The sequence below is a fragment of the Jannaschia formosa genome, assembly GCF_003340555.1.
In the GTDB taxonomy this organism is placed as follows: domain Bacteria; phylum Pseudomonadota; class Alphaproteobacteria; order Rhodobacterales; family Rhodobacteraceae; genus Jannaschia; species Jannaschia formosa.
On record NZ_QPLJ01000006.1, the window covers coordinates 79,011 to 96,651 of the forward strand.

General features: G+C 70.6%; 24 protein-coding genes. 10 read left to right on the forward strand and 14 right to left on the reverse strand.

The window, feature by feature from the left end:
* Positions 1-72 precede the first annotated feature (72 nt).
* The 3 genes from tmk to DR046_RS08685 are packed head-to-tail and all read left to right on the forward strand — an operon-like array spanning position 73 to position 2,559.
* Complete coding sequence (gene tmk, locus DR046_RS08675; RefSeq protein WP_115381981.1) at positions 73-669, forward strand: dTMP kinase; 597 nt, start codon at positions 73-75, stop codon at positions 667-669.
* Entirely contained in the window at positions 666-1,721 is a 1,056-nt protein-coding gene (locus tag DR046_RS08680; RefSeq protein ID WP_115381983.1) for a DNA polymerase III subunit delta', read from the forward strand. The genes tmk and DR046_RS08680 overlap by 4 nt, the downstream gene beginning before the upstream one ends.
* A 40-nt stretch (positions 1,722-1,761) precedes the next feature.
* Positions 1,762-2,559, forward strand: a complete 798-nt coding sequence (locus DR046_RS08685; RefSeq protein WP_115381985.1) for a TatD family hydrolase — start codon at positions 1,762-1,764, stop codon at positions 2,557-2,559.
* A gap of 47 nt (positions 2,560-2,606) precedes the next feature.
* Here the strand turns inward: DR046_RS08685 and DR046_RS08690 are convergent, their stop codons facing one another.
* The 5 genes from DR046_RS08690 to DR046_RS08710 all read right to left on the reverse strand — a co-directional run bounded on the left by DR046_RS08690 (position 2,607) and on the right by DR046_RS08710 (position 5,472).
* The gene (locus DR046_RS08690; RefSeq protein ID WP_115381987.1) at positions 2,607-3,317 is read right to left on the reverse strand and encodes a helix-turn-helix transcriptional regulator; all 711 of its coding nucleotides are present in this window, start codon (positions 3,315-3,317) and stop codon (positions 2,607-2,609) included.
* 1 nt (position 3,318) lies between these two features.
* A complete protein-coding gene (locus tag DR046_RS08695) occupies positions 3,319-3,708 on the reverse strand; it encodes a VOC family protein (RefSeq protein WP_115381989.1) in 390 nt (129 codons plus the stop codon).
* A 75-nt stretch (positions 3,709-3,783) separates the two neighbouring features.
* Complete coding sequence (gene ureG, locus DR046_RS08700; protein ID WP_115381990.1) at positions 3,784-4,401, reverse strand: urease accessory protein UreG; 618 nt, start codon at positions 4,399-4,401, stop codon at positions 3,784-3,786.
* Entirely contained in the window at positions 4,398-5,021 is a 624-nt protein-coding gene (locus DR046_RS08705) for an urease accessory protein UreF (RefSeq protein WP_115382115.1), read from the reverse strand. Before DR046_RS08705 ends, ureG begins: the two co-directional genes overlap by 4 nt.
* Positions 5,005-5,472, reverse strand: a complete 468-nt coding sequence (locus tag DR046_RS08710; RefSeq protein ID WP_115381991.1) for an urease accessory protein UreE — start codon at positions 5,470-5,472, stop codon at positions 5,005-5,007. Before DR046_RS08710 ends, DR046_RS08705 begins: the two co-directional genes overlap by 17 nt.
* A gap of 210 nt (positions 5,473-5,682) precedes the next feature.
* On the opposite strand from DR046_RS08710, the gene DR046_RS23605 reads away from it, so the two are divergent.
* Positions 5,683-5,844 (forward strand): hypothetical protein, encoded by a 162-nt coding sequence (locus DR046_RS23605; protein ID WP_167767008.1) that lies wholly within the window; start codon positions 5,683-5,685, stop codon positions 5,842-5,844.
* 24 nt (positions 5,845-5,868) lie between these two features.
* Here the strand turns inward: DR046_RS23605 and ureC are convergent, their stop codons facing one another.
* From ureC to DR046_RS08750, 9 genes are all read right to left on the reverse strand, one after another.
* On the reverse strand, positions 5,869-7,578 hold the full coding sequence (gene ureC, locus DR046_RS08715) for an urease subunit alpha (RefSeq protein WP_115381992.1): 1,710 nt from the start codon (positions 7,576-7,578) through the stop codon (positions 5,869-5,871).
* 144 nt (positions 7,579-7,722) lie between these two features.
* On the reverse strand, positions 7,723-8,130 hold the full coding sequence (locus DR046_RS08720; protein WP_115381993.1) for a carboxymuconolactone decarboxylase family protein: 408 nt from the start codon (positions 8,128-8,130) through the stop codon (positions 7,723-7,725).
* Between the two features lie 77 nt (positions 8,131-8,207).
* Entirely contained in the window at positions 8,208-8,501 is a 294-nt protein-coding gene (locus tag DR046_RS08725) for a lysozyme inhibitor LprI family protein (protein ID WP_115381994.1), read from the reverse strand.
* Positions 8,501-9,319 carry a cyclase family protein gene (locus DR046_RS08730; RefSeq protein WP_115381995.1) on the reverse strand — a complete coding sequence of 273 codons (819 nt, stop codon included), beginning with the start codon at positions 9,317-9,319 and terminating at the stop codon, positions 8,501-8,503. Before DR046_RS08730 ends, DR046_RS08725 begins: the two co-directional genes overlap by 1 nt.
* A gap of 77 nt (positions 9,320-9,396) precedes the next feature.
* Positions 9,397-9,798 carry a lysozyme inhibitor LprI family protein gene (locus tag DR046_RS08735; RefSeq protein WP_167767010.1) on the reverse strand — a complete coding sequence of 134 codons (402 nt, stop codon included), beginning with the start codon at positions 9,796-9,798 and terminating at the stop codon, positions 9,397-9,399.
* Positions 9,795-10,085, reverse strand: a complete 291-nt coding sequence (locus DR046_RS23610) for an antifreeze protein (RefSeq protein WP_167767012.1) — start codon at positions 10,083-10,085, stop codon at positions 9,795-9,797. Before DR046_RS23610 ends, DR046_RS08735 begins: the two co-directional genes overlap by 4 nt.
* A gap of 3 nt (positions 10,086-10,088) precedes the next feature.
* Positions 10,089-10,394, reverse strand: coding sequence for an urease subunit beta (locus DR046_RS08740; protein ID WP_115381997.1), 306 nt, complete (start codon positions 10,392-10,394; stop codon positions 10,089-10,091).
* Complete coding sequence (locus DR046_RS08745; RefSeq protein ID WP_115381998.1) at positions 10,391-10,711, reverse strand: urease subunit gamma; 321 nt, start codon at positions 10,709-10,711, stop codon at positions 10,391-10,393. The genes DR046_RS08740 and DR046_RS08745 overlap by 4 nt, the downstream gene beginning before the upstream one ends.
* Positions 10,712-10,721: 10 nt before the next feature.
* Positions 10,722-11,513 carry an urease accessory protein UreD gene (locus DR046_RS08750; protein WP_115382116.1) on the reverse strand — a complete coding sequence of 264 codons (792 nt, stop codon included), beginning with the start codon at positions 11,511-11,513 and terminating at the stop codon, positions 10,722-10,724.
* Between the two features lie 66 nt (positions 11,514-11,579).
* On the opposite strand from DR046_RS08750, the gene pyrC reads away from it, so the two are divergent.
* The 6 genes from pyrC (at position 11,580) to DR046_RS08780 (ending at position 17,583) form a co-directional block, all read left to right on the forward strand.
* Positions 11,580-12,596: a dihydroorotase gene (pyrC, locus tag DR046_RS08755; RefSeq protein WP_115381999.1), complete on the forward strand. Its 1,017-nt coding sequence runs from the start codon at positions 11,580-11,582 to the stop codon at positions 12,594-12,596.
* Between the two features lie 66 nt (positions 12,597-12,662).
* On the forward strand, positions 12,663-13,349 hold the full coding sequence (locus tag DR046_RS08760) for an orotate phosphoribosyltransferase (RefSeq protein WP_115382000.1): 687 nt from the start codon (positions 12,663-12,665) through the stop codon (positions 13,347-13,349).
* A gap of 94 nt (positions 13,350-13,443) precedes the next feature.
* Positions 13,444-13,890 (forward strand): hypothetical protein, encoded by a 447-nt coding sequence (locus tag DR046_RS08765; protein ID WP_115382001.1) that lies wholly within the window; start codon positions 13,444-13,446, stop codon positions 13,888-13,890.
* A gap of 112 nt (positions 13,891-14,002) precedes the next feature.
* Positions 14,003-15,472: a replicative DNA helicase gene (locus DR046_RS08770; RefSeq protein ID WP_245190878.1), complete on the forward strand. Its 1,470-nt coding sequence runs from the start codon at positions 14,003-14,005 to the stop codon at positions 15,470-15,472.
* Positions 15,473-15,571: 99 nt separating this feature from the next.
* Entirely contained in the window at positions 15,572-16,615 is a 1,044-nt protein-coding gene (alr, locus tag DR046_RS08775; RefSeq protein WP_115382003.1) for an alanine racemase, read from the forward strand.
* A gap of 179 nt (positions 16,616-16,794) precedes the next feature.
* The gene (locus tag DR046_RS08780; protein ID WP_115382004.1) at positions 16,795-17,583 is read left to right on the forward strand and encodes a DNA repair protein; all 789 of its coding nucleotides are present in this window, start codon (positions 16,795-16,797) and stop codon (positions 17,581-17,583) included.
* Positions 17,584-17,641 lie beyond the last annotated feature (58 nt).

Sequence of the window (17,641 nt, forward strand, 5' to 3'; positions counted from 1 at the left end):
GCGCCCGCCTTCCGGCGCCCGGCCCGCATGTCCGACATTCACCCCCGCCGAGATTTCCTCTAGGCGGTGCCCATGTTCATCTCCTTCGAAGGCATCGACGGCTGTGGCAAGTCCACCCAGGCCCGCCTGCTGGTCCGCCACCTGGAGGCGCGGGGCACGCCCGTCCTGTTCAACCGCGAACCCGGTGGCTCGGACGGTGCCGAGGCCGTGCGCGCCCTGCTGGTCGAGGGCGATCCCGGCCGCTGGTCGCCGGTCAGCGAGCTTCTGCTCTACATGGCCGCGCGGCGCGACAACCTGGAACGCCGCATCGCCCCGGCGCTGGCGCGCGGCGACTGGGTCGTGTCCGACCGCTGGACCGACAGCACCCGCGTCTACCAGGCCACCCGCGGGGGGGACCGCGCGGTGGTGGACGCGCTGCAGGACCTCGTGATCGCCCGCGAGCCCGACCTGACCTTCGTCATCGACATGGACCCGGAGCGGGCGCTGACCCGCGGCCTCGCCCGCGGCGGCGAGGAGGACCGGTTCGAGCAGCTTGGCCTCGACTTCCAGCGCACGATCCGCGCGGGCTATGCGGCGCTGGCGCGGGACTACCCCGGGCGCATCCGCATCGTCGATGGCGATGCCGCGCCGGAGGCCGTCGCGGACCGCGTCCGCGCCCTGCTGCCATGAGCGACATCCCCGAGCCGGACCGCCTCGGCGACGCCCCCCACCCGCGCGAGACCGACCGCCTTCTCGGGCAGGAGGCCGCCGAGGCCGCCTTCCTCGACGCCTGGAACTCGGGCCGGCTGCATCACGGCTGGCTGCTGACCGGCCCGCGCGGCGTGGGCAAGGCGACGCTGGCCTGGCGGATCGCCCGCTTCCTGCTGACCGATCCGCCCCTGCCCGCGCCGTCGCTCGACCCCCGGCCGGGGCACCCTGCCCTGCCGCGCCTGAAGGCCCTGTCGGAGCCGGGGCTGATGCTGCTGCGCCGCCCCTGGGACGAGAAGGCGAAGCGGCTCAAGCAGGACATCACCGTCGATGAGGTGCGGCGGCTGGGCGGGTTCTTCGGCCTCTCGGCGGGCGGGCGGAGGGTCGTGCTGGTCGATGCGGCAGACGACCTGAATCCCTCGGCGGCGAACGCCATCCTGAAGCTGCTGGAGGAGCCGCCGAAGCAGGCCACCCTGCTGCTGGTCGCGCAGAAGCCCGCGGGGCTGTTGCCGACGATCCGCTCGCGCTGTCGCGTGCTGCGGCTGGGGCGGCTGGGTCCGGATGCGTTGGCCGAGGCGGTCGCGCAGGCGGGCGGCGGCGACGAGGGCCTGGCCCTCGCCGACGGCTCGGTCGGCGCCGCCCTGTCGCTCGGCGCGGGCGGGGCGGAGGTCTATGCCGCGCTCCTCTCGCTCTACGCCCGCGGCCAGATGGACCGGGGCGCGGCGCGGAAGCTCGCCGATGCCTGTGCCGGGCGGCAGGGGGCGGAGCGGCTGCAGCAGACTCTCGACGCCATCGACCGCCTGCTCCACCGCGCGGCGCGCGCCGGGCTGCTCGGGCCGCCTTCCGATGCCGGGCCGCGAGAGGCGGAGACCCTCGCCCGCCTCGCCCCCCACGACGGCGCAGCGCGCGACTGGGCCGCGCTGGCCCAGAAGGTCGCGGACCGCGCGGCCCATGCCCGCACCGTCAACGTCGATCCGGCAGCCATTGTCTGGGATGCGCTCGCCGCCATAGACGAGGCCGCGCGCCGGGTCTGACGGGTTGCGCCCCCGGCCCGCGCGGCCTAGCTCGGCGCCCATGGAACCGCGCATCACCGACAGCCACTGCCACCTGGATTTCCCGCAATTCGAGGGGGAGCTGCCCGACCTGATCGGCCGCGCCGCCGAGGCGGGCGTCCACCGCATGGTCACGATCTGCACCAGGCTCCGCCAGGCCCCTGCCGTGCGCGCCCTGTCGGAAGCGCATGAGCCCGTCTTCTGGGCCGCCGGGACCCATCCGATGTCTGCCGCCGACGAACCGATGGCGACGGTCGCGGAGCTGGAGGCGCTGGCTGCCCATCCGAAGATGGTGGGGATCGGCGAGACCGGGCTCGACTACCACTACACCGGCGACAGCAAGGGCGTGCAGCAGGAAAGCCTGCGAATCCATATCGAGGCCGCCCGCCGCACCAGCCTGCCCCTCATCATCCATGCCCGCGACGCCGACGAGGACATGGCGACGATCCTGCGGGACGAGCACCGCGCCGGCGCCTATTCCTGCGTCATGCACTGCTTCAGCAGTGGCCGTGCGCTGGCCGAGGCGGCGCTGGAGCTGGGCTTCTACCTGTCGATGTCCGGCATCGCCGCCTTCCCGAAGTCGAACGAGCTGCGCGCCATCTTCGCGGACGCGCCGCGCGACCGCATCCTGGTCGAGACCGACGCCCCCTACCTCGCCCCCCCGCCCCACCGCGGCAAGCGCAACGAGCCCGCCTTCGTGGCCCATACCGCGCGTGCCGGGGCGGAGGCGCTGGACATGGACTACGCCGAGTTTGCCGCGCGGACCGAGGCGAATTTCGAGCGGCTGTTCTGGAAGACCGTGACCCCGTCGCGGGGCTGACCCGAGATCGCCGTCGACACGGCCGGACCTGACGGGGGCGGGGGACCTCAGCCCAGCGGCCCCGCCGGCAGCCGATGCCCCTCCGCCTCGCCCAGGGCGAGGAAGGCGCGCAGGCTGCGGTCGGGATGTTCGGCGAAACCGGCGCCGGTGTCGGAGACCCCGGTGATCCGGTCGAGGCGGAACATGCGAAAATCCTCCCGCAATTCGCACCACGCGATCAGCGTCCAGTTCCGCCCCCAGAACCACAGCGCCAGCGGCCGCACCCGGCGGGCGCTCGCCTCGCCCCGCGCGTCCTCGTAGACCAGCACCGCAACCCGCCTGCGGCGGATCAGGTCGTCCAGGATGTCGAGATGCGCGGCCACCTCCTCCGGGACAAAGCGGCCCGGCATGCCGATGCGCCGGACCGCGGCTGCCATCTGGTCGGGGCGCGGCAGCACCGATTCGATCTTCGACAGCGCCAGCCGCGCCGAGGCGGCCATCTCCGTCCCGCCCCAGGCGATGGCCATGTGGGCGCCGAGGGCGAGCGCCGTCACCTCCTCCTCGGTCAGCATCAGGGGCGGCAGGTCATAGCCCTGGCGCATGACGTAGCCCACGCCGGCCGCACCCTCGATCGGCACGCCGGACGCCATCAGGTCGGCGATGTCGCGATAGATCGTCCGCTCCGACACCTCCATCTCGGAGGCCAGCCGCGCCGCCGTCCAGAGCCGCCCGCCGCGCAGGATCTGCACGAGGCGGAAGAGACGGTCGGCGCGGCGCATCTCAGTTCTGGAAGAAGCTGAGCGAGTTGCCGTCGGGATCGGTGGCGTAGAAGAACCGTCCTGCCGGGATCTGGATCGCGGGGCTGACGACCTTGCCGCCAGCCGCCCGGACCCGGTCCATTGTCGCCTCCAGCGTGTCGGGAACGCAGAGACTGACGGTCGGGCCGGACCCGTCGCCCGCGGGCTTGCCCTCGTAGAGATGGCCCGAGACGCCGGTCTCGGAGGCCGGGAAGACGGCGGCCATGTTCGGCCCCATCTGCTGCTGGCTGAGGTCGCAGGACAGCGCGGCGCCGTAGAAGGCGCAGGCGGCGTCGAGGTCGCGGACGGGGATCTCGGCCCAGACGATGGCATTGTCAGGCGCGTTGCGAAGGATCGTGGCAGGAGCGGTCATTGTCATTTCCTCTGTTTCCCCCGTCAGGTCGCGCGGGTGAGGTCCCTCTGACATACCCCTCCTGACAGCTACCTGTCAGGAGCCGAAGCCTCCCTCCTCCCGAATGAAGGCGATGACCTCGTCGACCCCTTTCCCGTGGCGAAGCGCCGCCATGACGTAGGGCCGCCCGGCGCGCGCCACGTCCAGATCGGCCCGCGCCTGGTCGAGGTCGACACCGACATGCGGCGCGAGATCGGTCTTGTTGAGGATCAGCAGGTCCGACCGCGTCACCCCCGGCCCGCGCTTCCTCGGGATGTCCTGCCCCGCCGCCGTGTCGATGACGTAGAGCGACAGGTCCGCCAGCTCCGGCGAGAAGGTCGCGGCGAGGTTGTCGCCCCCGCTCTCGATCAGCACGACGTCGAGATCGGGATGGGCCGCGCGCAGGTCCGCGATGGCGGCGAGGTTGATCGAGGCGTCCTCGCGTATCGCGGTATGCGGGCAGCCCCCGGTCTCGACGCCCCGGATGCGGTCCGCCGGAAGGGCCTGCGCGCGCATCAGGAACTCCGCATCCTCGCGCGTGTAGATGTCGTTGGTGATGACGGCGATGGACAGGTCCTGCGACAGCGCGCGGGCCAGCTTCTCGGTCAGGGTCGTCTTGCCCGCGCCGACGGGGCCGCCGATGCCGATGCGGAGGGGGCCGTTGGGGGAGGTCATGTGCGGAAGATCCTCGGTTGCAGGGTCTCGTGGGCCATCGCGTCGAGCTCGGCCAGAAGGGCGCCGCCCCCCGGAGGCGCGGGGTCGTCACGCGCGGCGATCTCGGTAATGAGGGGGTGCAGGTCGCGCAGGATCGCCTGCGCCTCGGTCTGGCCCAACGGCAGGAAGCGGGTCGCGGCCGAGACGATCTGCGCGGCGAGCGCCTGGAGATAGAGCGCGGCCACGGTCTCGGCCTCCATCCCGCGCGCGCGGGTGGCGAGGGCGACGGGCAGCGGCCAGCCACCACCCGGCGCCTCGCCCATTCCCACGGCCGCGGCGTCGAAAGCCGCGCCCATGTCTCGCGTCTCGGCCCATCGTTCGGCACATCCGGCGCGGGCGCGGATGACGTCGGCCACCTCCTCCGGGTCGTCCCCCGTCATCACCCGCCGGATCGCCCAGGCGTCCAGCGCGCCGGTACCCCGCCGCAGCACCGTCCCGGTCCAGGCCCGGCAGGACGCGGCGTCCGTCACCCGCCCCTCGGCCATCGCCGTCTCCAACCCGTGGGAATAGGCGTAGCCCGAGAGCGGGAAGGCCGGCGACAGCCATTGCGTCAGGCGCAGCAGGTCAGTGATCGTGGCCATGCCCATGATCCCCGTGGTCGTGCCCCATCGTGCGCCCGTGGCCGTAGGCACCGCCTTCGGGGTGGAACGGGCGCGTCTCGTCGGCGATCTCGGCGCCGAGCCCCTCCAGCATCCCGCGCAGGACATGGTCGGCGCGGATCACGAGGTGGTCGCCGCCCATCTGACAGGGCGTATGCCTGTTCCCGATATGCCAGGCGAGCCGAGGCAGGTCGCCCCGGATCACCAGCACAGGCTCCGGCGCGGCCTCCAGCGCGATCTCGGTGCCATCGGGCAGGCGGAGCCCGGCATGGTGGCTGAGGTCGGTCAGCTCCGGAAGGTCGAGGTGGATCGCGCGACCGCTCTCGGTCACCAGCCGCTTCCGCCGCACGAGCCGCGCGTCGTAGTCGAGGCGGATCGTGTCCACGGGCGCGTGGAGGTGGTCGAGCAACTCGATGGTAGCTTCACCGGTCATGGGCGGCCCTCCGATCCCGTCTCCGGATGGTCCTTCCAAACGCAGCGGCCGATGGGCCGGACGGCGTGGGCCGATCCCGGGCGCGCAAGGCGGTCAGGGGGCGGAACGCGCCACCTGGCCGTCCGTCGGGCCGCACCGGAAACGGCCGGGCGCCCCAAGATTACCTCGCCATTAACCCATTCTTCACACATTTTCGCGCAGCCTTGTCTCATGCTGGATCTGCCCCGTCCCGACACCCCGCAAGCGACCTTGGCGCGCCTCTCCGATGTCCAGGCCCGGATGGAGTCCCTCGCGCGCGAAGCGACTGCGCTGCGCGCGCATCTGCTGCGCCTGTCCGACGCAGCACCCGTGCGTCCCGAGCCGCCCGAGTGAAGCGGGACCGCAGCGCGTCGTTCCTCAAAAGAGGAAATACCGCTGCGCCATCGGAACCACCGTGGCTGGCTCGCATGTAAGCAGCTCGCCATCGGCGCGGACCTCGTAGGTCTCGGGATCGACCTCGACCTCGGGCGTCAGGTCGTTCAGGACCATGTCCTTCTTCCCGATGCCCCGCGTGCCCTTCACCGCCAGCACGTCCTTGGCGAGCCCGAGCGCCGCACCGATACCGTCGTCGACCGCCGCCTGCGAGGCGAAGAGCACCGCGCCTCGTTCGACGGACCGCCCCATCGCGCCCCACATCGGGCGCGAGAAGACCGGTTGCGGCGTCGGGATCGAGGCGTTCGGGTCGCCCATCTGCGCCATCGCGATGGAGCCGCCGACCAGCACCATCTCGGGCTTTACCCCGAAGAAGGCCGGGTCCCAGAGGCAGAGATCGGCGCGCTTGCCCTCCTCGATCGAGCCGATCTCCCGCGCGATGCCATGCGCGATGGCCGGGTTGATCGTGTACTTGGCGATGTAGCGGCGGACGCGCAGGTTGTCGTTGTCGCCCGTCTCGCCGGCCAGCCGCCCGCGCTGGCGCTTCATCTTGTCGGCGGTCTGCCAGGTGCGGATGATGACCTCGCCCACCCGGCCCATCGCCTGGCTGTCGGATGCGATGATCGAGAAGGCGCCCATGTCGTGCAGGATGTCCTCGGCGGCGATCGTCTCCTTGCGGATGCGGCTCTCGGCGAAGGCCACGTCCTCGGGAATCGACTTGTCGAGGTGGTGGCAGACCATGAGCATGTCGAGATGCTCTTCCAGCGTGTTCACCGTGTAGGGCCGGGTCGGATTGGTGGAGGACGGGATGACGTGGTCCAGCCCGCAGACCTTGATGATGTCGGGCGCGTGCCCGCCGCCCGCGCCCTCGGTGTGGAAGGCATGGATCGTCCGGCCCTTCATGGCGGCGACCGTGTTCTCGACGAAGCCGCTTTCGTTCAGCGTGTCGGTGTGGATCATCACCTGCACGTCCATCGCGTCCGCGACGCTGAGGCAGGTGTCGATGGCCGCGGGCGTCGTGCCCCAGTCCTCGTGCAGCTTCAGGGCGCAGGCCCCGGCGCGGACCATCTCCTCCAGCGGGGCGCGGAGCGTGGCGTTGCCTTTCCCGGACAGGGCCAGGTTCACGGGCATCGCGTCCATCGCCTGCAGCATCCGCCCGATATGCCAAGGGCCGGGCGTGCAGGTGGTGGCGAGCGTCCCGTGCGCGGGGCCGGTGCCGCCGCCGAGGAAGGTGGTGACGCCGGAATGCATCCCGTCCTCCATCTGCTGGGGGCAGATGAAGTGGATATGCGCGTCGAAGCCGCCCGCCGTCAGGATGCGCCCCTCGCCCGCGATGGCCTCGGTCCCCGGCCCGATGACGATGTCGACGCCGGGCTGGGTGTCGGGATTGCCCGCCTTGCCGATCTTGTGGATGCGCCCGTCGCGCAGGCCCACATCAGCCTTGTAGATGCCGGTATGGTCCACGATCAGCGCGTTGGTGATGACGGTGTCGACCGCGCCTTCCGCGCGGGTGCGCTGCGACTGGCCCATCCCGTCGCGGATGACCTTGCCGCCGCCGAACTTGACCTCCTCGCCATAGGTGGTCCGGTCGCTCTCGACCTCGATGAAAAGCTCCGTATCGGCGAGCCGGACCCGGTCGCCGGTGGTGGGGCCGTACATGTCGGCATAGCTGCGGCGGGAGATCGTGGCGGGCATGGTGCGGCTCCGGTGGTGTCCGCGGGATTGGAGCGGGCGCGCGGCAGCTTGTCCAGCGTCCGAGGGGCCGGTGCCTAAACCTTGGGCGGGGCGGCCGTGGGTCGACCCGCGGCCTGCCTCCGGTCGACCGGAGGCTGTCCCGGCTCAGCCGTCGCGCGGGACCTGGAACGCCGCGTCCGGCGCCACGCCAAGCGCAGTCACCAGCCCGTTCGTCTGCATCGCCATCCCGATCACGGCCAGCAGTTCGCCATGCATGGCCGGGTCCATGCCCTTCGCCTTCGCGGCCGCTGTATGGCTGTGGACGCAATAGGCGCAGCCGTTCGCGGTCGAGACGGCGAGATAGACCATCTCCTTGACCAGCGGGTCCAGCGCGCCCGGCGCCATCACCGCCGACAGCCGGTCCCAGGTGGCGCGCAGCGTCGCCGGGTCATGGGCCAGCGCGCGCCAGAAGTCGTTGACGTAGTCGGTGCCGCGGGCGGCCCGGATCTCGGCGAAGACCTCCGCCGCTTCGGGCGACAGGTCGTCGTCGTTCAGAAGGGTCACGGTCGCCATGGGGCCCCCATTTCAGCGCATCGACCGAAGCTCGGCATTTCGCCGGATCGTCAGCCGGTCCATGCAGTGCCAGTAGATCATCGGGGCGATGGAACCCCCGGCATACTGGTCCCGCTCGGATTCGCAGGTAGCGCGCGTCGGCGCAGCCAGGCGCGCTGTTCTTCCAGCAGGGCCTCGCCGATGCCCCGGCGGTCGGCGGCGGGCTTCACCTCTTTCCAGAGACGGTTCAGCTCGGCATCCGAGATGACCCAGCCGTCGCGGGCGCAGAAGTTCAGGTCGAGCTGGGTCTGTCGCGACGAGCAGTCGATGGATGTCTGGCCGGAGGCGGGCGCCGCGGCCAGAAGGGCCGCGGCGATCAGGAGCTTGCGCATCAGACCATCGCGAAGATGCGGGCCGGGCCGCCGGAGCCGCCCTTGTGGGTCGGCGCGCCGACGACCATCGTTGCACCCGCCGCAGGCACATCGGCCAGGCCCGCGAGACACTCGATGCCGTAGCGCCCGGCAGGCAGCCAGGCGTAATGCGTCGCGAAGTCGGCCGAGGGCCCGTGATCCAGCGACAGCGTGTCGACGGCGATCGCCGCGGCGGAGGTCGTCTCCAGCAGCATCGCGGCCGCATCGGGGTGGAAGCCGGGGAAGTGGAGCGTGCCGGCGTCGTCGGCCCCGCGGAACGCGGGCGTGTCGACCTTCTCGGCCCAGCCGGACATCATGGCGACGCAGGCGCGATCAGGAATGTCGCCGTTGTCGGAGATCCAGGCCTCCAGATCCTCGGGCGTGACCTGCGCGTCCGGGTCGGCGGCGGCCTTCTCGCGGATGTCGACGACGCAGAGCGGCACGATGAGGTTGCCGACGGGGATCTGGTCGACCGAGTCGCCGTTCGCCGAGAAGTGCAGGGGCGCGTCGATATGGGTGCCGGTATGCTCGTTGATCGAGAGGTTGAACAGGTTGAAGCCGTTATCGGCGAAGTTGAACACCTGCTCCATCGAGATGCCGGGCTCGCCGAAGAAGGTGGGGAAGTCCGGCCCGTAGGGATGGGTAAGGTCGCGGACCGAGCCGTGGCCGTCGGCCAGCGCACGGGTTCCGGTCAGCGCGGCGGCGGCGCCCGCGATGCCGGCGGCGGCCCCGCCCCGGAACAGGGCGCGCCGGCTGAGCATCCGGTCCTTCACGGCATTCATCACGCAGACATCGCACATGGCTTGGGCCTCCCTCGGCTACGATGACCGAAGGCTGTGCCTGAAATCCCTAATGTGTCAACGAAAACGCGCGGGCCTCACTCGAGCTCGCCATAGCGCTGCAGGTCCTCGACCCGGGCCATGGTCATCCGGGCGGCGCAGACGACCCCGGCCATCGGAGCGCCCGTCCCGCCATGGGCGATGGCCTCGGCCTCGCAGGCACGGTCGCGATACTCGACGAAGGCCGCCTGCGCGTCGCGGAGCGCGATCTCCAGCGTCAGCGGCACGCTGCCCTGCTCCATCGCGAGGCGCTGGTCATGGGCCTTCGCGCGGGTCAGGGCGAGGCGATAGGCCTCGTCCATCTCCGCCCGGGCGGTCTCCAGCGCGACCTCCGCGCAATAGGACAGCTGCGGCGGGGCGAGGTCCTGGGCGGCGCAGTCGACCGGCTGCGCCGCCGCGGGGGCGGCCAGCAGGGCGAGCAGGGCCGCGAGCCCTTTCATCGCCGCGTCCGTCGCGTGAGACGCCGCGAATTCGCGCTGGTTGCGCGCCCGATCGGGGCGAGCGCCTTGCCATAGACCTGACCCGGCGAGGCCCCGGACAGCATCGCCTGCGCGCCGGCCATCCATGCATCGGCGAAGGCGGTCTGCTTTTCCGTGACCATCAGCAGGGTCTCGCCCTGCGCGGCGGGCATCAGCCCGGCCATTCCCATCATCCGCATCCCGATGACGGTCTGCGCCTCGACCATCATCCGGGCCGTCTGCATCTGAAGCCGAAACACCTGCAGCATCGCTCAAAGCTCTCCGTTCACCTGCGCGTTGAAGCCGAACACGCGACGGTCGCCCGACAGGGGCACCAGATGAACGCGCCGGGTCTGTCCCGGTTCAAATCGAACGGCCGTTCCTGCTGCGATATCCAGCCTGCGCCCCCGCGCAGCAGCGCGGTCGAAGTCGAGCGCCGGGTTCGTCTCGGCGAAATGGTAGTGGCTGCCGACCTGTACCGGCCGGTCGCCGGTATTCGCGACCTCCAGCGTGATCGCCTCGGCGCCCTCGTTCAGGGTGATCTCGCCCGGGGCCGTCAGGACCTCGCCGGGGATCATGCCGCCTGCTCCGCAGCGCGGATCGGGTGGTGGACGGTGACCAGCTTGGTCCCGTCCGGGAAGGTCGCCTCGACCTGGACGTCGTGGATCATCTCGGGCACGCCCTCCATGCACTGGTCGGCGGTGATGACATGGGCGCCAGCCTGCATGAGGTCGGCGACCGAGCGGCCGTCTCGCGCGCCCTCGACCACGAAGTCGGTGATCAGCGCGATCGCCTCGGGGTGGTTCAGCTTGACGCCACGCTCCAGCCTGTTGCGCGCCACCATGGCAGCCATCGAGACGAGCAGCTTGTCCTTCTCGCGGGGGGTCAGGTTCATCGCGGGCCTCTCAAGCGTCGGATTGCCAAACGCGGGGAACGGGCCGCCCCCGCAAGATCACGATGGCGCGGATGAGCGCGCGACGCAACGGCGCAGCGTCACCGATGAGCCGCGCAACCAGCCGTCCGTCCCAGGCCGAGGCATGGCCGTCGGCGCCGAGGGCGGCGCGCAGCGGGTCCAACCGGTCCGCGGCATCGGGCGCGAGGTAGGTGAGCGTGGCGAAGCCGCGGAAGCCGCCGCGCGCCATCGCATCGCCCAAGGTGGCGGGGTCGAGCGCCAGATGCTCCTCATGCACCAGCCGCCCGCCCCGGCGGATGGAGCGCAGGTCGTCGAGCCGGGCGCGGGCCACCGTCTCGCCATGGGCGGCGCGGCCGAGGATCACCGACTCGACCCCGAGGAAGGTGGCACCGGGGGCGAGGTCCACCCGCGTCACGCGGTGCAGATGCGCGCCCTCGAACAGGATCACCTCCTGCGGCAACCAGTCGAGATGGGCGCCCTCTCCCAGCGTGATCCGCGTGTCGACGATCCCCGGCGTGTCGCCGGTGGCGCGATAGGCCCGCTCCGCTGTCTGGGTGGCGCCTGTGGCACGGGCGCCGGGGCCGAGGGTCAGGGCATAGTCGAGCCGGTCGCCCCCGGTGATCCCGCCCGCCGTGTTCAGAAAGACGACCTCCGGGTCGGGGTCGTCTGTGCGCGGCAGCATCGCCTTGGCGCTGCCTTGCTGGCGCAGGTCGGCAAGCCCCGCCCGCGTCAGCCGGACCAAGGCCTCTCCGCGCACGCGCTGCATGATCGGGGCGGCAAGCATGGCGAAAGGGGTGCCCCGGCGGGAATCGCTGGTCAAGCGCGCATCGGACGCGCTAGGCGCTGCCCCATGGACAGCCTCACGATCCGCCGCCCCGACGACTGGCACCTGCATCTGCGCGACGGCGAGATGCTGTCGCTGGTCGCGCCGGAAAGCCGCGACTTCGCCCGCGCCATCGTCATGCCGAACCTGGTGCCGCCGGTGGTGACCGGCGCCGAGGCCGCGGCCTATCGCGAGCGCATCCTCGCCGCAGGCTTCGCCGGGCCGCTGATGACGCTCTACCTGACCGAGACGACCGACCCCGCCGACGTCGTCGCGGCCCATGCCTCGGGCCTCGTGACGGCGGTGAAGCTCTATCCGGCAGGCGCGACGACCAACTCCGCCTCGGGCGTGCGCGACATGGAGGCGGTGCGCCCTGTCCTCGTCGCGATGGAGGAGGCGGGCGTGCCGCTTTGCCTGCATGGCGAGGTGACGTCGCCGGAGACCGACATCTTCGACCGGGAGGCGGTCTTCCTAGACCGCGTGCTGACGCCCCTGCGCAAGGCGCATCCCGCGCTGAAGCTGACGCTGGAGCATGTGACCACGGCCGAAGCCGTGGCCTGGGTCCGCGGCAACGATAATGTCGGCGCCACGATCACCGTCCAGCACCTGATGAAGAGCCGAAACGACATGCTGGTCGGCGGGATGCGGCCGCATCTCTACTGCCTGCCGATCCTGAAGCGCGCCCATCACCGGGACGCGCTGCGCGAAGCCGCGACCTCGGGCGACCCGTGCTTCTTCCTCGGCACCGACAGCGCTCCGCACCCGACCCACGCGAAGGAGGCCGCCTGCTGCGCCGCGGGCTGCTTCACCGCGCCCATCGCCCTGCCCTGCCTCGCCCATGTCTTCGAGGAGGAGGAGGCGCTCGACCGTCTGGAGGGGTTCGCCTCGCTGCACGGGCCCGCGCATTACGGGCTGCCCGCCAACGCCGAGACCGTCACCCTGCGCCGTACCGCCCCCTATGCCGCGCCGTCCCGCGTGGCGCGGGGCGGGCTGTCGGTCGAGCTGTTCGATCCCGGCCATCCGTTGCACTGGTCCCTGCGCTAGGCGAAAATTCCTGCAGGAATTTCCGTCCCGGCCGCACCCGGACCGCCCCTATCCGAAAGTCAGCCCATGATCCCGACCGCTCATCCCCCCGCTGCCGAGATGGCCCGCCTCACCGCCCGCGCCCTGCTGGAAGTCGGCGCCGTCCACTTCAACGCGCGCGAGCCGTTCACCTGGGCCAGCGGCCTGCCGGCGCCGACCTATATCGACTGCCGCAAGCTGATCTCCTACCCGCGGCTGCGTGCGACGCTGATGGACTTCCTCGCCGTCACCGTCATGCGCGACGCAGGCTTCGAGGCCTTCGACAACGTGGCGGGCGGCGAGACGGCGGGCATCCCCTTCGCGGCCTTCATGGCCGAGCGGCTGGCCCTGCCGATGACCTATGTCCGCAAGAAGCCCAAGGGCTACGGCCGGAACGCCCGGATCGAGGGGCTGATGACCGAGGGCCAGCGCGTGCTGCTGGTCGAGGACCTGACGACCGACGGAGGCTCCAAGCTGTCCTTCGTCGACGCGATCCGCGAGACCGGGGCGAGCTGCGCCCATACCGCCGTGATCTTCAGCTACGGCATCTTCCCCGAGGTTCCGAAGGTGCTGGGCGATCACGGCGTCACGCTGCACGCGCTGGCGACCTGGTGGGACGTGCTGGCGGAGGCCAAGGCCCAGGACGCCTTCGACGCCGAGACGCTGGACGGGGTCGAGGCCTTCCTGAACGATCCGCGCGGCTGGCAGGCGCGACACCGGGACCGGACCTCGTGACCGCCCGACGTCAGGGGCCGGACGTCAAGACGAGGGGCATACAACCGTTTCGAAGCTGGTTACGATAAGTCCTGACACGATTTCGAGGATCCGCATGCGCCGCACCCTTCCCCTCCTTCTCCTCCTCGCCGCCTGCGGCGTCTCTCCCGAGGAGGCGCGGCAGGAGGCGCGGCGCATCAATGCCCTGCCGACGGCGGAGCTCTGGCGGATCCAGGCCACCACGCGCAGCGAGGTGGAGTTGCACCAGGTCGAGGCGGAGCTAGGCAGCCGCGACCAGTTCCGCGCCGGCAGCGCCTATCTCGGCAAGCGCACCCTCCCCCGCGCGCAGCCGGGCCGCTTCCGCAGGCCGCGGCAGGACGATCCCGATCTCGACGCGATCGACTGCACCGACTTCGTGCTGGAGGCCGCCGCGCAGGCGGAGCTGATGGGCTCCGGGGGCCCGCGAAACGACCGGCACAGGCTCGACGACGACGGCGACGGGCTGGCCTGCAACTGGCGGGCGGAGCTGGAACGCTCGGTGGCGGCGGCGCGCGGGCGCTGACGACACAACCGATCCGTCCCCGCTTTCCACAGGCCGGGGCCGTTGTGGCTTCGGGCCCATGAGTCTATCCTCTCCGGAACGAACAAGGCGGGGCAGGCAGATGAACGGGGTGATGCGACTCGACCAGGGGTTCCCGGCGTCGACCGACGGGGCGCTTCCCCACAATATCGAGGCAGAGCAACAGCTTCTGGGCGCGTTGCTGACGGACAACGATCTCTATGACCGGGCCGCCTCGATCGTGCGGGCCGAGCATTTCTACGACCCCGTCCACGCCCGCATCTGGGAGACCTGCGCCGCGCGCATCCAGAAGAACGCGCTGGCCTCGCCGGTCACGCTGAAGCCGTTCCTCGAGGAGGACGAGGGGCTGCGCGCCCTCGGCGGTCCGAAATACCTCGTGACGCTGGCCGCGTCCGCGGTCGCGGCCTATGCGGTGCGCGACTATGCGCAGATGATCTACGATCTCGCCGTCCGGCGGGAGCTGATCTCGCTGGGCCGCGACATCGCCGCGCAGGCCAGTGACGTGACCGTCGAGAAGGAGCCGTCCGAGCAGATCGTCGACGCCGAGTCGAAGCTCTACGCGCTGGCCGAACAGGGCCGCAGCGAAGGCGGCTTCCAGTCCTTCCTTTCGGCGATCAAGCAGGCGGTGGACGTGGCCAACGCCGCCTATCAGCGCGACGGCGGGCTGGCGGGGATCTCGACCGGCCTTATGGACATGGACCGCAAGCTGGGCGGGTTGCATCGCTCGGACCTGCTGATCCTCGCCGGGCGTCCCTCGATGGGCAAGACGTCGCTGGCCACCAACATCGCCTTCAACGTCGCCAAGGCCTATCGCCGGGGGAAGACCTATGACGGGCGCGATGGCGCGGTCGAGGGCGGGGTCGTCGGCTTCTACTCGCTGGAGATGTCGGCCGAGCAGCTCGCAGCACGGGTCCTGTCGGAAGCGGCCGAGGTCCCGTCGGAACAGATCCGCAAGGGCGACATGACCGAGGCAGAGTTCCGCCGCTTCGTGGAGGCCGCCAAGGCGCTGGAATCCTGCCCGCTCTTCATCGACGACACACCTGCGCTGCCCATCGCCCAGCTTGCCGCGCGGGCCCGGCGGCAGAAGAGGACGCATGGGCTGGACCTGCTGATCGTGGACTACCTGCAGCTGGTGAAGGCGCCGGGCTACGGCGACAACCGCGTCAACGAGGTCTCGGCGATCACGCAAGGCCTGAAGGCCATCGCCAAGGAGCTGGACATCCCGGTGATCGCGCTCTCGCAGCTCTCCCGCCAGGTCGAGAGCCGCGAGGACAAGCGGCCGCAACTGTCGGACCTTCGCGAGTCGGGCTCGATCGAGCAGGACGCGGACGTGGTGATGTTCGTCTACCGCGAGGAATACTACAAAGAACGCGAGAAGCCGGGCGACCACCAGCTCGACAAGATGGCCGACTGGCAGGCCGCGATGGAGGCGGTCCACGGCAAGGCCGAGGTCATCATCGGCAAGCAGCGCCACGGCCCGATCGGGACGGTGGAGTTGAGCTTCGAAGGGCAGTTCACGCGGTTCGGCAATCTGGCGAAGCCCTGGCAGGAGGGGCGGGGCTGACGGGGCAGCCGCCGCCCATCGACCGGCGGCCCCACCTGAGTGGGTCGCCACCTACCTTCGCTTGACGCCACGCCCGCCTCGCCGCATCACCTCGCGACCATGCCGACCGGAACGCTCCATATCGACCTCGAAGCCATCGCCGCCAACTGGCGGGCGCTCGACAGGATGTCGGCGCCCGGCTGCGAGACGGCGGCCGTGGTCAAGGCCGATGCCTACGGGCTGGGCCTGACCGCCGTCGCGCCGCGCCTCGTGAAGGAAGGCGCGCGTGCCTTCTTCGTGGCCACCGTCGAGGAGGGGCTGGCGCTGCGCCGCACGCTGGGACCCGAGCATCGGATCTACTGCTTCTACGGCCACATGACCGGAGATACGTCGACGATTCAGCGCGCGGACCTCGTGCCGATGATCTGCTCGGTCGAGCAACTCACGCGCCATCTGGAGGCCCTGCCCCGCCACCCCTTCGGACTGCAGCTCGACACCGGCATGAACCGCCTCGGCCTGAAGGAGGCCGAGTGGGAGGCGGTTTCCGAGATCGCGCTCGAGGCTGAGCCGGTGCTGATCACCTCGCATCTCGCCTCCTCCGACGATCCCGAAAGCGAGCAGAGCGCGCGGCAGCTCGCCGCGTTCCGGCGGATGACCGACGGGCTGGACGTGCCGCGCAGCCTCGCCGCGACGGGCGGCACGCTGCTCGGCCCCGCCTACCATTTCGACATGGTGCGCCCCGGTATCGGCCTCTATGGCGGCCTGCCCTTCGACCGGGCCGAACCCGTCGTCTCACTGGAACTGCCGGTCATCGCCTGCTTCGACGTCGCGGGCGGCGAGACGGTGGGCTACGGCGCGACCTGGACTGCGCCTGCCGACGCGCGGCTGGCCACCGTCGCGGGCGGCTATGCCGACGGGCTGCACCGCGCGCTGCAGCCGGGATTGGAGGTGATGGCCGGTAAGGTGCCCTGCCCGGCCGTCGGGCGCATCTCGATGGATCTGATTACGGTGGATATCAGCCATCTCGACCGCGACCCCGAGGCAGTCACGATCCTCGATCCGCATCGCACGGTGGACGGGCTGGCCGAAGCGGCGGGGACGATCGGGTACGAAATCCTGACGTCGCTCGGGCGGCGCTACCAGACATCATATCGCGGGTTGTAGCCGCCCCGCCGCGACCAAGGCGCGGGACCGTCCCGATAAATGTTCGCTAATCGTGCCACCAAGGCACCCAGAATTCACGGAACTTTTGACGAAAGTGTAGCGTAGTCTTCGGGCAATGCTGCTAGCATGAAACGCGAGCAGCCAAGAAACCCGAAACACCGCCAATTAGGGGTTTGGCTATGAACAGTGCGCAACGCCCGGTCAGCGTCCTCACCTATATCGTGCAGTCCATCTGCGCCTTCATCCTGGTCGCCGCCGCCATCGCCGTCGTCGCCGCCTCGATCGCCGCAGCCTTCGGGATCATCCCCTGGCTCGAACTGCCCGTCGCCTATGGCGGGGCCGAGGTCGCCGATGCCGGCATGATCGCCCAACTCGCCTTCGCCACCCTGCTGCTGGCGATCGTCGGGTTCCTTCCCGCCCTCGCCCGGGTCCGCCGGCTCGAGGTGACGAATCGCGACTTCCAGCTTTCGATGGCAGATGTCGCACAAGCCTACCAGTACGTCCACCAGGCCGATCGCGAAGGCGTTTTTTCGCTCAGCCGGGAGTTCGACACGATGCGTGAGCGGATCGAATGGATGCGCAAGCACCCCGATCTGGGCGAGCTGGAATACGACGTGCTCCAGACTGCGGCGCAGATGTCGGTCGAGAGCCGGGAGCTGGCTGAGGTCTATTCCGACGAGAAGGTCGAACGCGCCCGTTCCTTCCTCCGGGAGCGGCAGCACGAGGTCGAGGATTACCGCCAGCGGATCTCCATGGCGCAGGCCACCGTGGGCGAGATCAAGCGCTGGATGCAAGCCGTCTCGGTCGAGGAAGGCTTGGCCGAGAAGCAGATCGAGCGCCTGAAGCAGGACCTGACCGAAGTGACCGACGCCCTGAAGCTGACGGGCTACGACCGGCCTGAGAACGTCGTCGGCATGCGCCGGCGCGAAGGAAGCGGTGGAGACAAGATGGCGACCCCGGCCGAATGACCCTCCGCTGACGACGGGGCGACCCCCGCCCCTCCGAAGGCCCGACGCTGCCACGCCG

Coding starts and splice junctions, on each gene's coding strand:
- DR046_RS08745 (WP_115381998.1), bottom strand. CDS start 10,711: ATGAACCTGACCCCCCGCGAGAAGGACAAGCTGCTCGTCTCGATGGCT.
- tmk (WP_115381981.1), top strand. CDS start 73: ATGTTCATCTCCTTCGAAGGCATCGACGGCTGTGGCAAGTCCACCCAG.
- DR046_RS08685 (WP_115381985.1), top strand. CDS start 1,762: ATGGAACCGCGCATCACCGACAGCCACTGCCACCTGGATTTCCCGCAA.
- DR046_RS08705 (WP_115382115.1), bottom strand. CDS start 5,021: ATGGCCACGATCACTGACCTGCTGCGCCTGACGCAATGGCTGTCGCCG.
- DR046_RS08770 (WP_245190878.1), top strand. CDS start 14,003: ATGCGACTCGACCAGGGGTTCCCGGCGTCGACCGACGGGGCGCTTCCC.
- DR046_RS23605 (WP_167767008.1), top strand. CDS start 5,683: ATGCTGGATCTGCCCCGTCCCGACACCCCGCAAGCGACCTTGGCGCGC.
- DR046_RS08740 (WP_115381997.1), bottom strand. CDS start 10,394: ATGATCCCCGGCGAGGTCCTGACGGCCCCGGGCGAGATCACCCTGAAC.
- DR046_RS08750 (WP_115382116.1), bottom strand. CDS start 11,513: ATGCTTGCCGCCCCGATCATGCAGCGCGTGCGCGGAGAGGCCTTGGTC.
- DR046_RS23610 (WP_167767012.1), bottom strand. CDS start 10,085: ATGCTGCAGGTGTTTCGGCTTCAGATGCAGACGGCCCGGATGATGGTC.
- DR046_RS08680 (WP_115381983.1), top strand. CDS start 666: ATGAGCGACATCCCCGAGCCGGACCGCCTCGGCGACGCCCCCCACCCG.
- DR046_RS08735 (WP_167767010.1), bottom strand. CDS start 9,798: ATGAAAGGGCTCGCGGCCCTGCTCGCCCTGCTGGCCGCCCCCGCGGCG.
- DR046_RS08725 (WP_115381994.1), bottom strand. CDS start 8,501: ATGCGCAAGCTCCTGATCGCCGCGGCCCTTCTGGCCGCGGCGCCCGCC.
- DR046_RS08690 (WP_115381987.1), bottom strand. CDS start 3,317: ATGCGCCGCGCCGACCGTCTCTTCCGCCTCGTGCAGATCCTGCGCGGC.
- DR046_RS08760 (WP_115382000.1), top strand. CDS start 12,663: ATGATCCCGACCGCTCATCCCCCCGCTGCCGAGATGGCCCGCCTCACC.
- DR046_RS08695 (WP_115381989.1), bottom strand. CDS start 3,708: ATGACCGCTCCTGCCACGATCCTTCGCAACGCGCCTGACAATGCCATC.
- DR046_RS08765 (WP_115382001.1), top strand. CDS start 13,444: ATGCGCCGCACCCTTCCCCTCCTTCTCCTCCTCGCCGCCTGCGGCGTC.
- DR046_RS08730 (WP_115381995.1), bottom strand. CDS start 9,319: ATGTGCGATGTCTGCGTGATGAATGCCGTGAAGGACCGGATGCTCAGC.
- ureC (WP_115381992.1), bottom strand. CDS start 7,578: ATGCCCGCCACGATCTCCCGCCGCAGCTATGCCGACATGTACGGCCCC.
- ureG (WP_115381990.1), bottom strand. CDS start 4,401: ATGACCTCCCCCAACGGCCCCCTCCGCATCGGCATCGGCGGCCCCGTC.
- pyrC (WP_115381999.1), top strand. CDS start 11,580: ATGGACAGCCTCACGATCCGCCGCCCCGACGACTGGCACCTGCATCTG.
- DR046_RS08780 (WP_115382004.1), top strand. CDS start 16,795: ATGAACAGTGCGCAACGCCCGGTCAGCGTCCTCACCTATATCGTGCAG.
- DR046_RS08720 (WP_115381993.1), bottom strand. CDS start 8,130: ATGGCGACCGTGACCCTTCTGAACGACGACGACCTGTCGCCCGAAGCG.
- alr (WP_115382003.1), top strand. CDS start 15,572: ATGCCGACCGGAACGCTCCATATCGACCTCGAAGCCATCGCCGCCAAC.
- DR046_RS08710 (WP_115381991.1), bottom strand. CDS start 5,472: ATGACCGGTGAAGCTACCATCGAGTTGCTCGACCACCTCCACGCGCCC.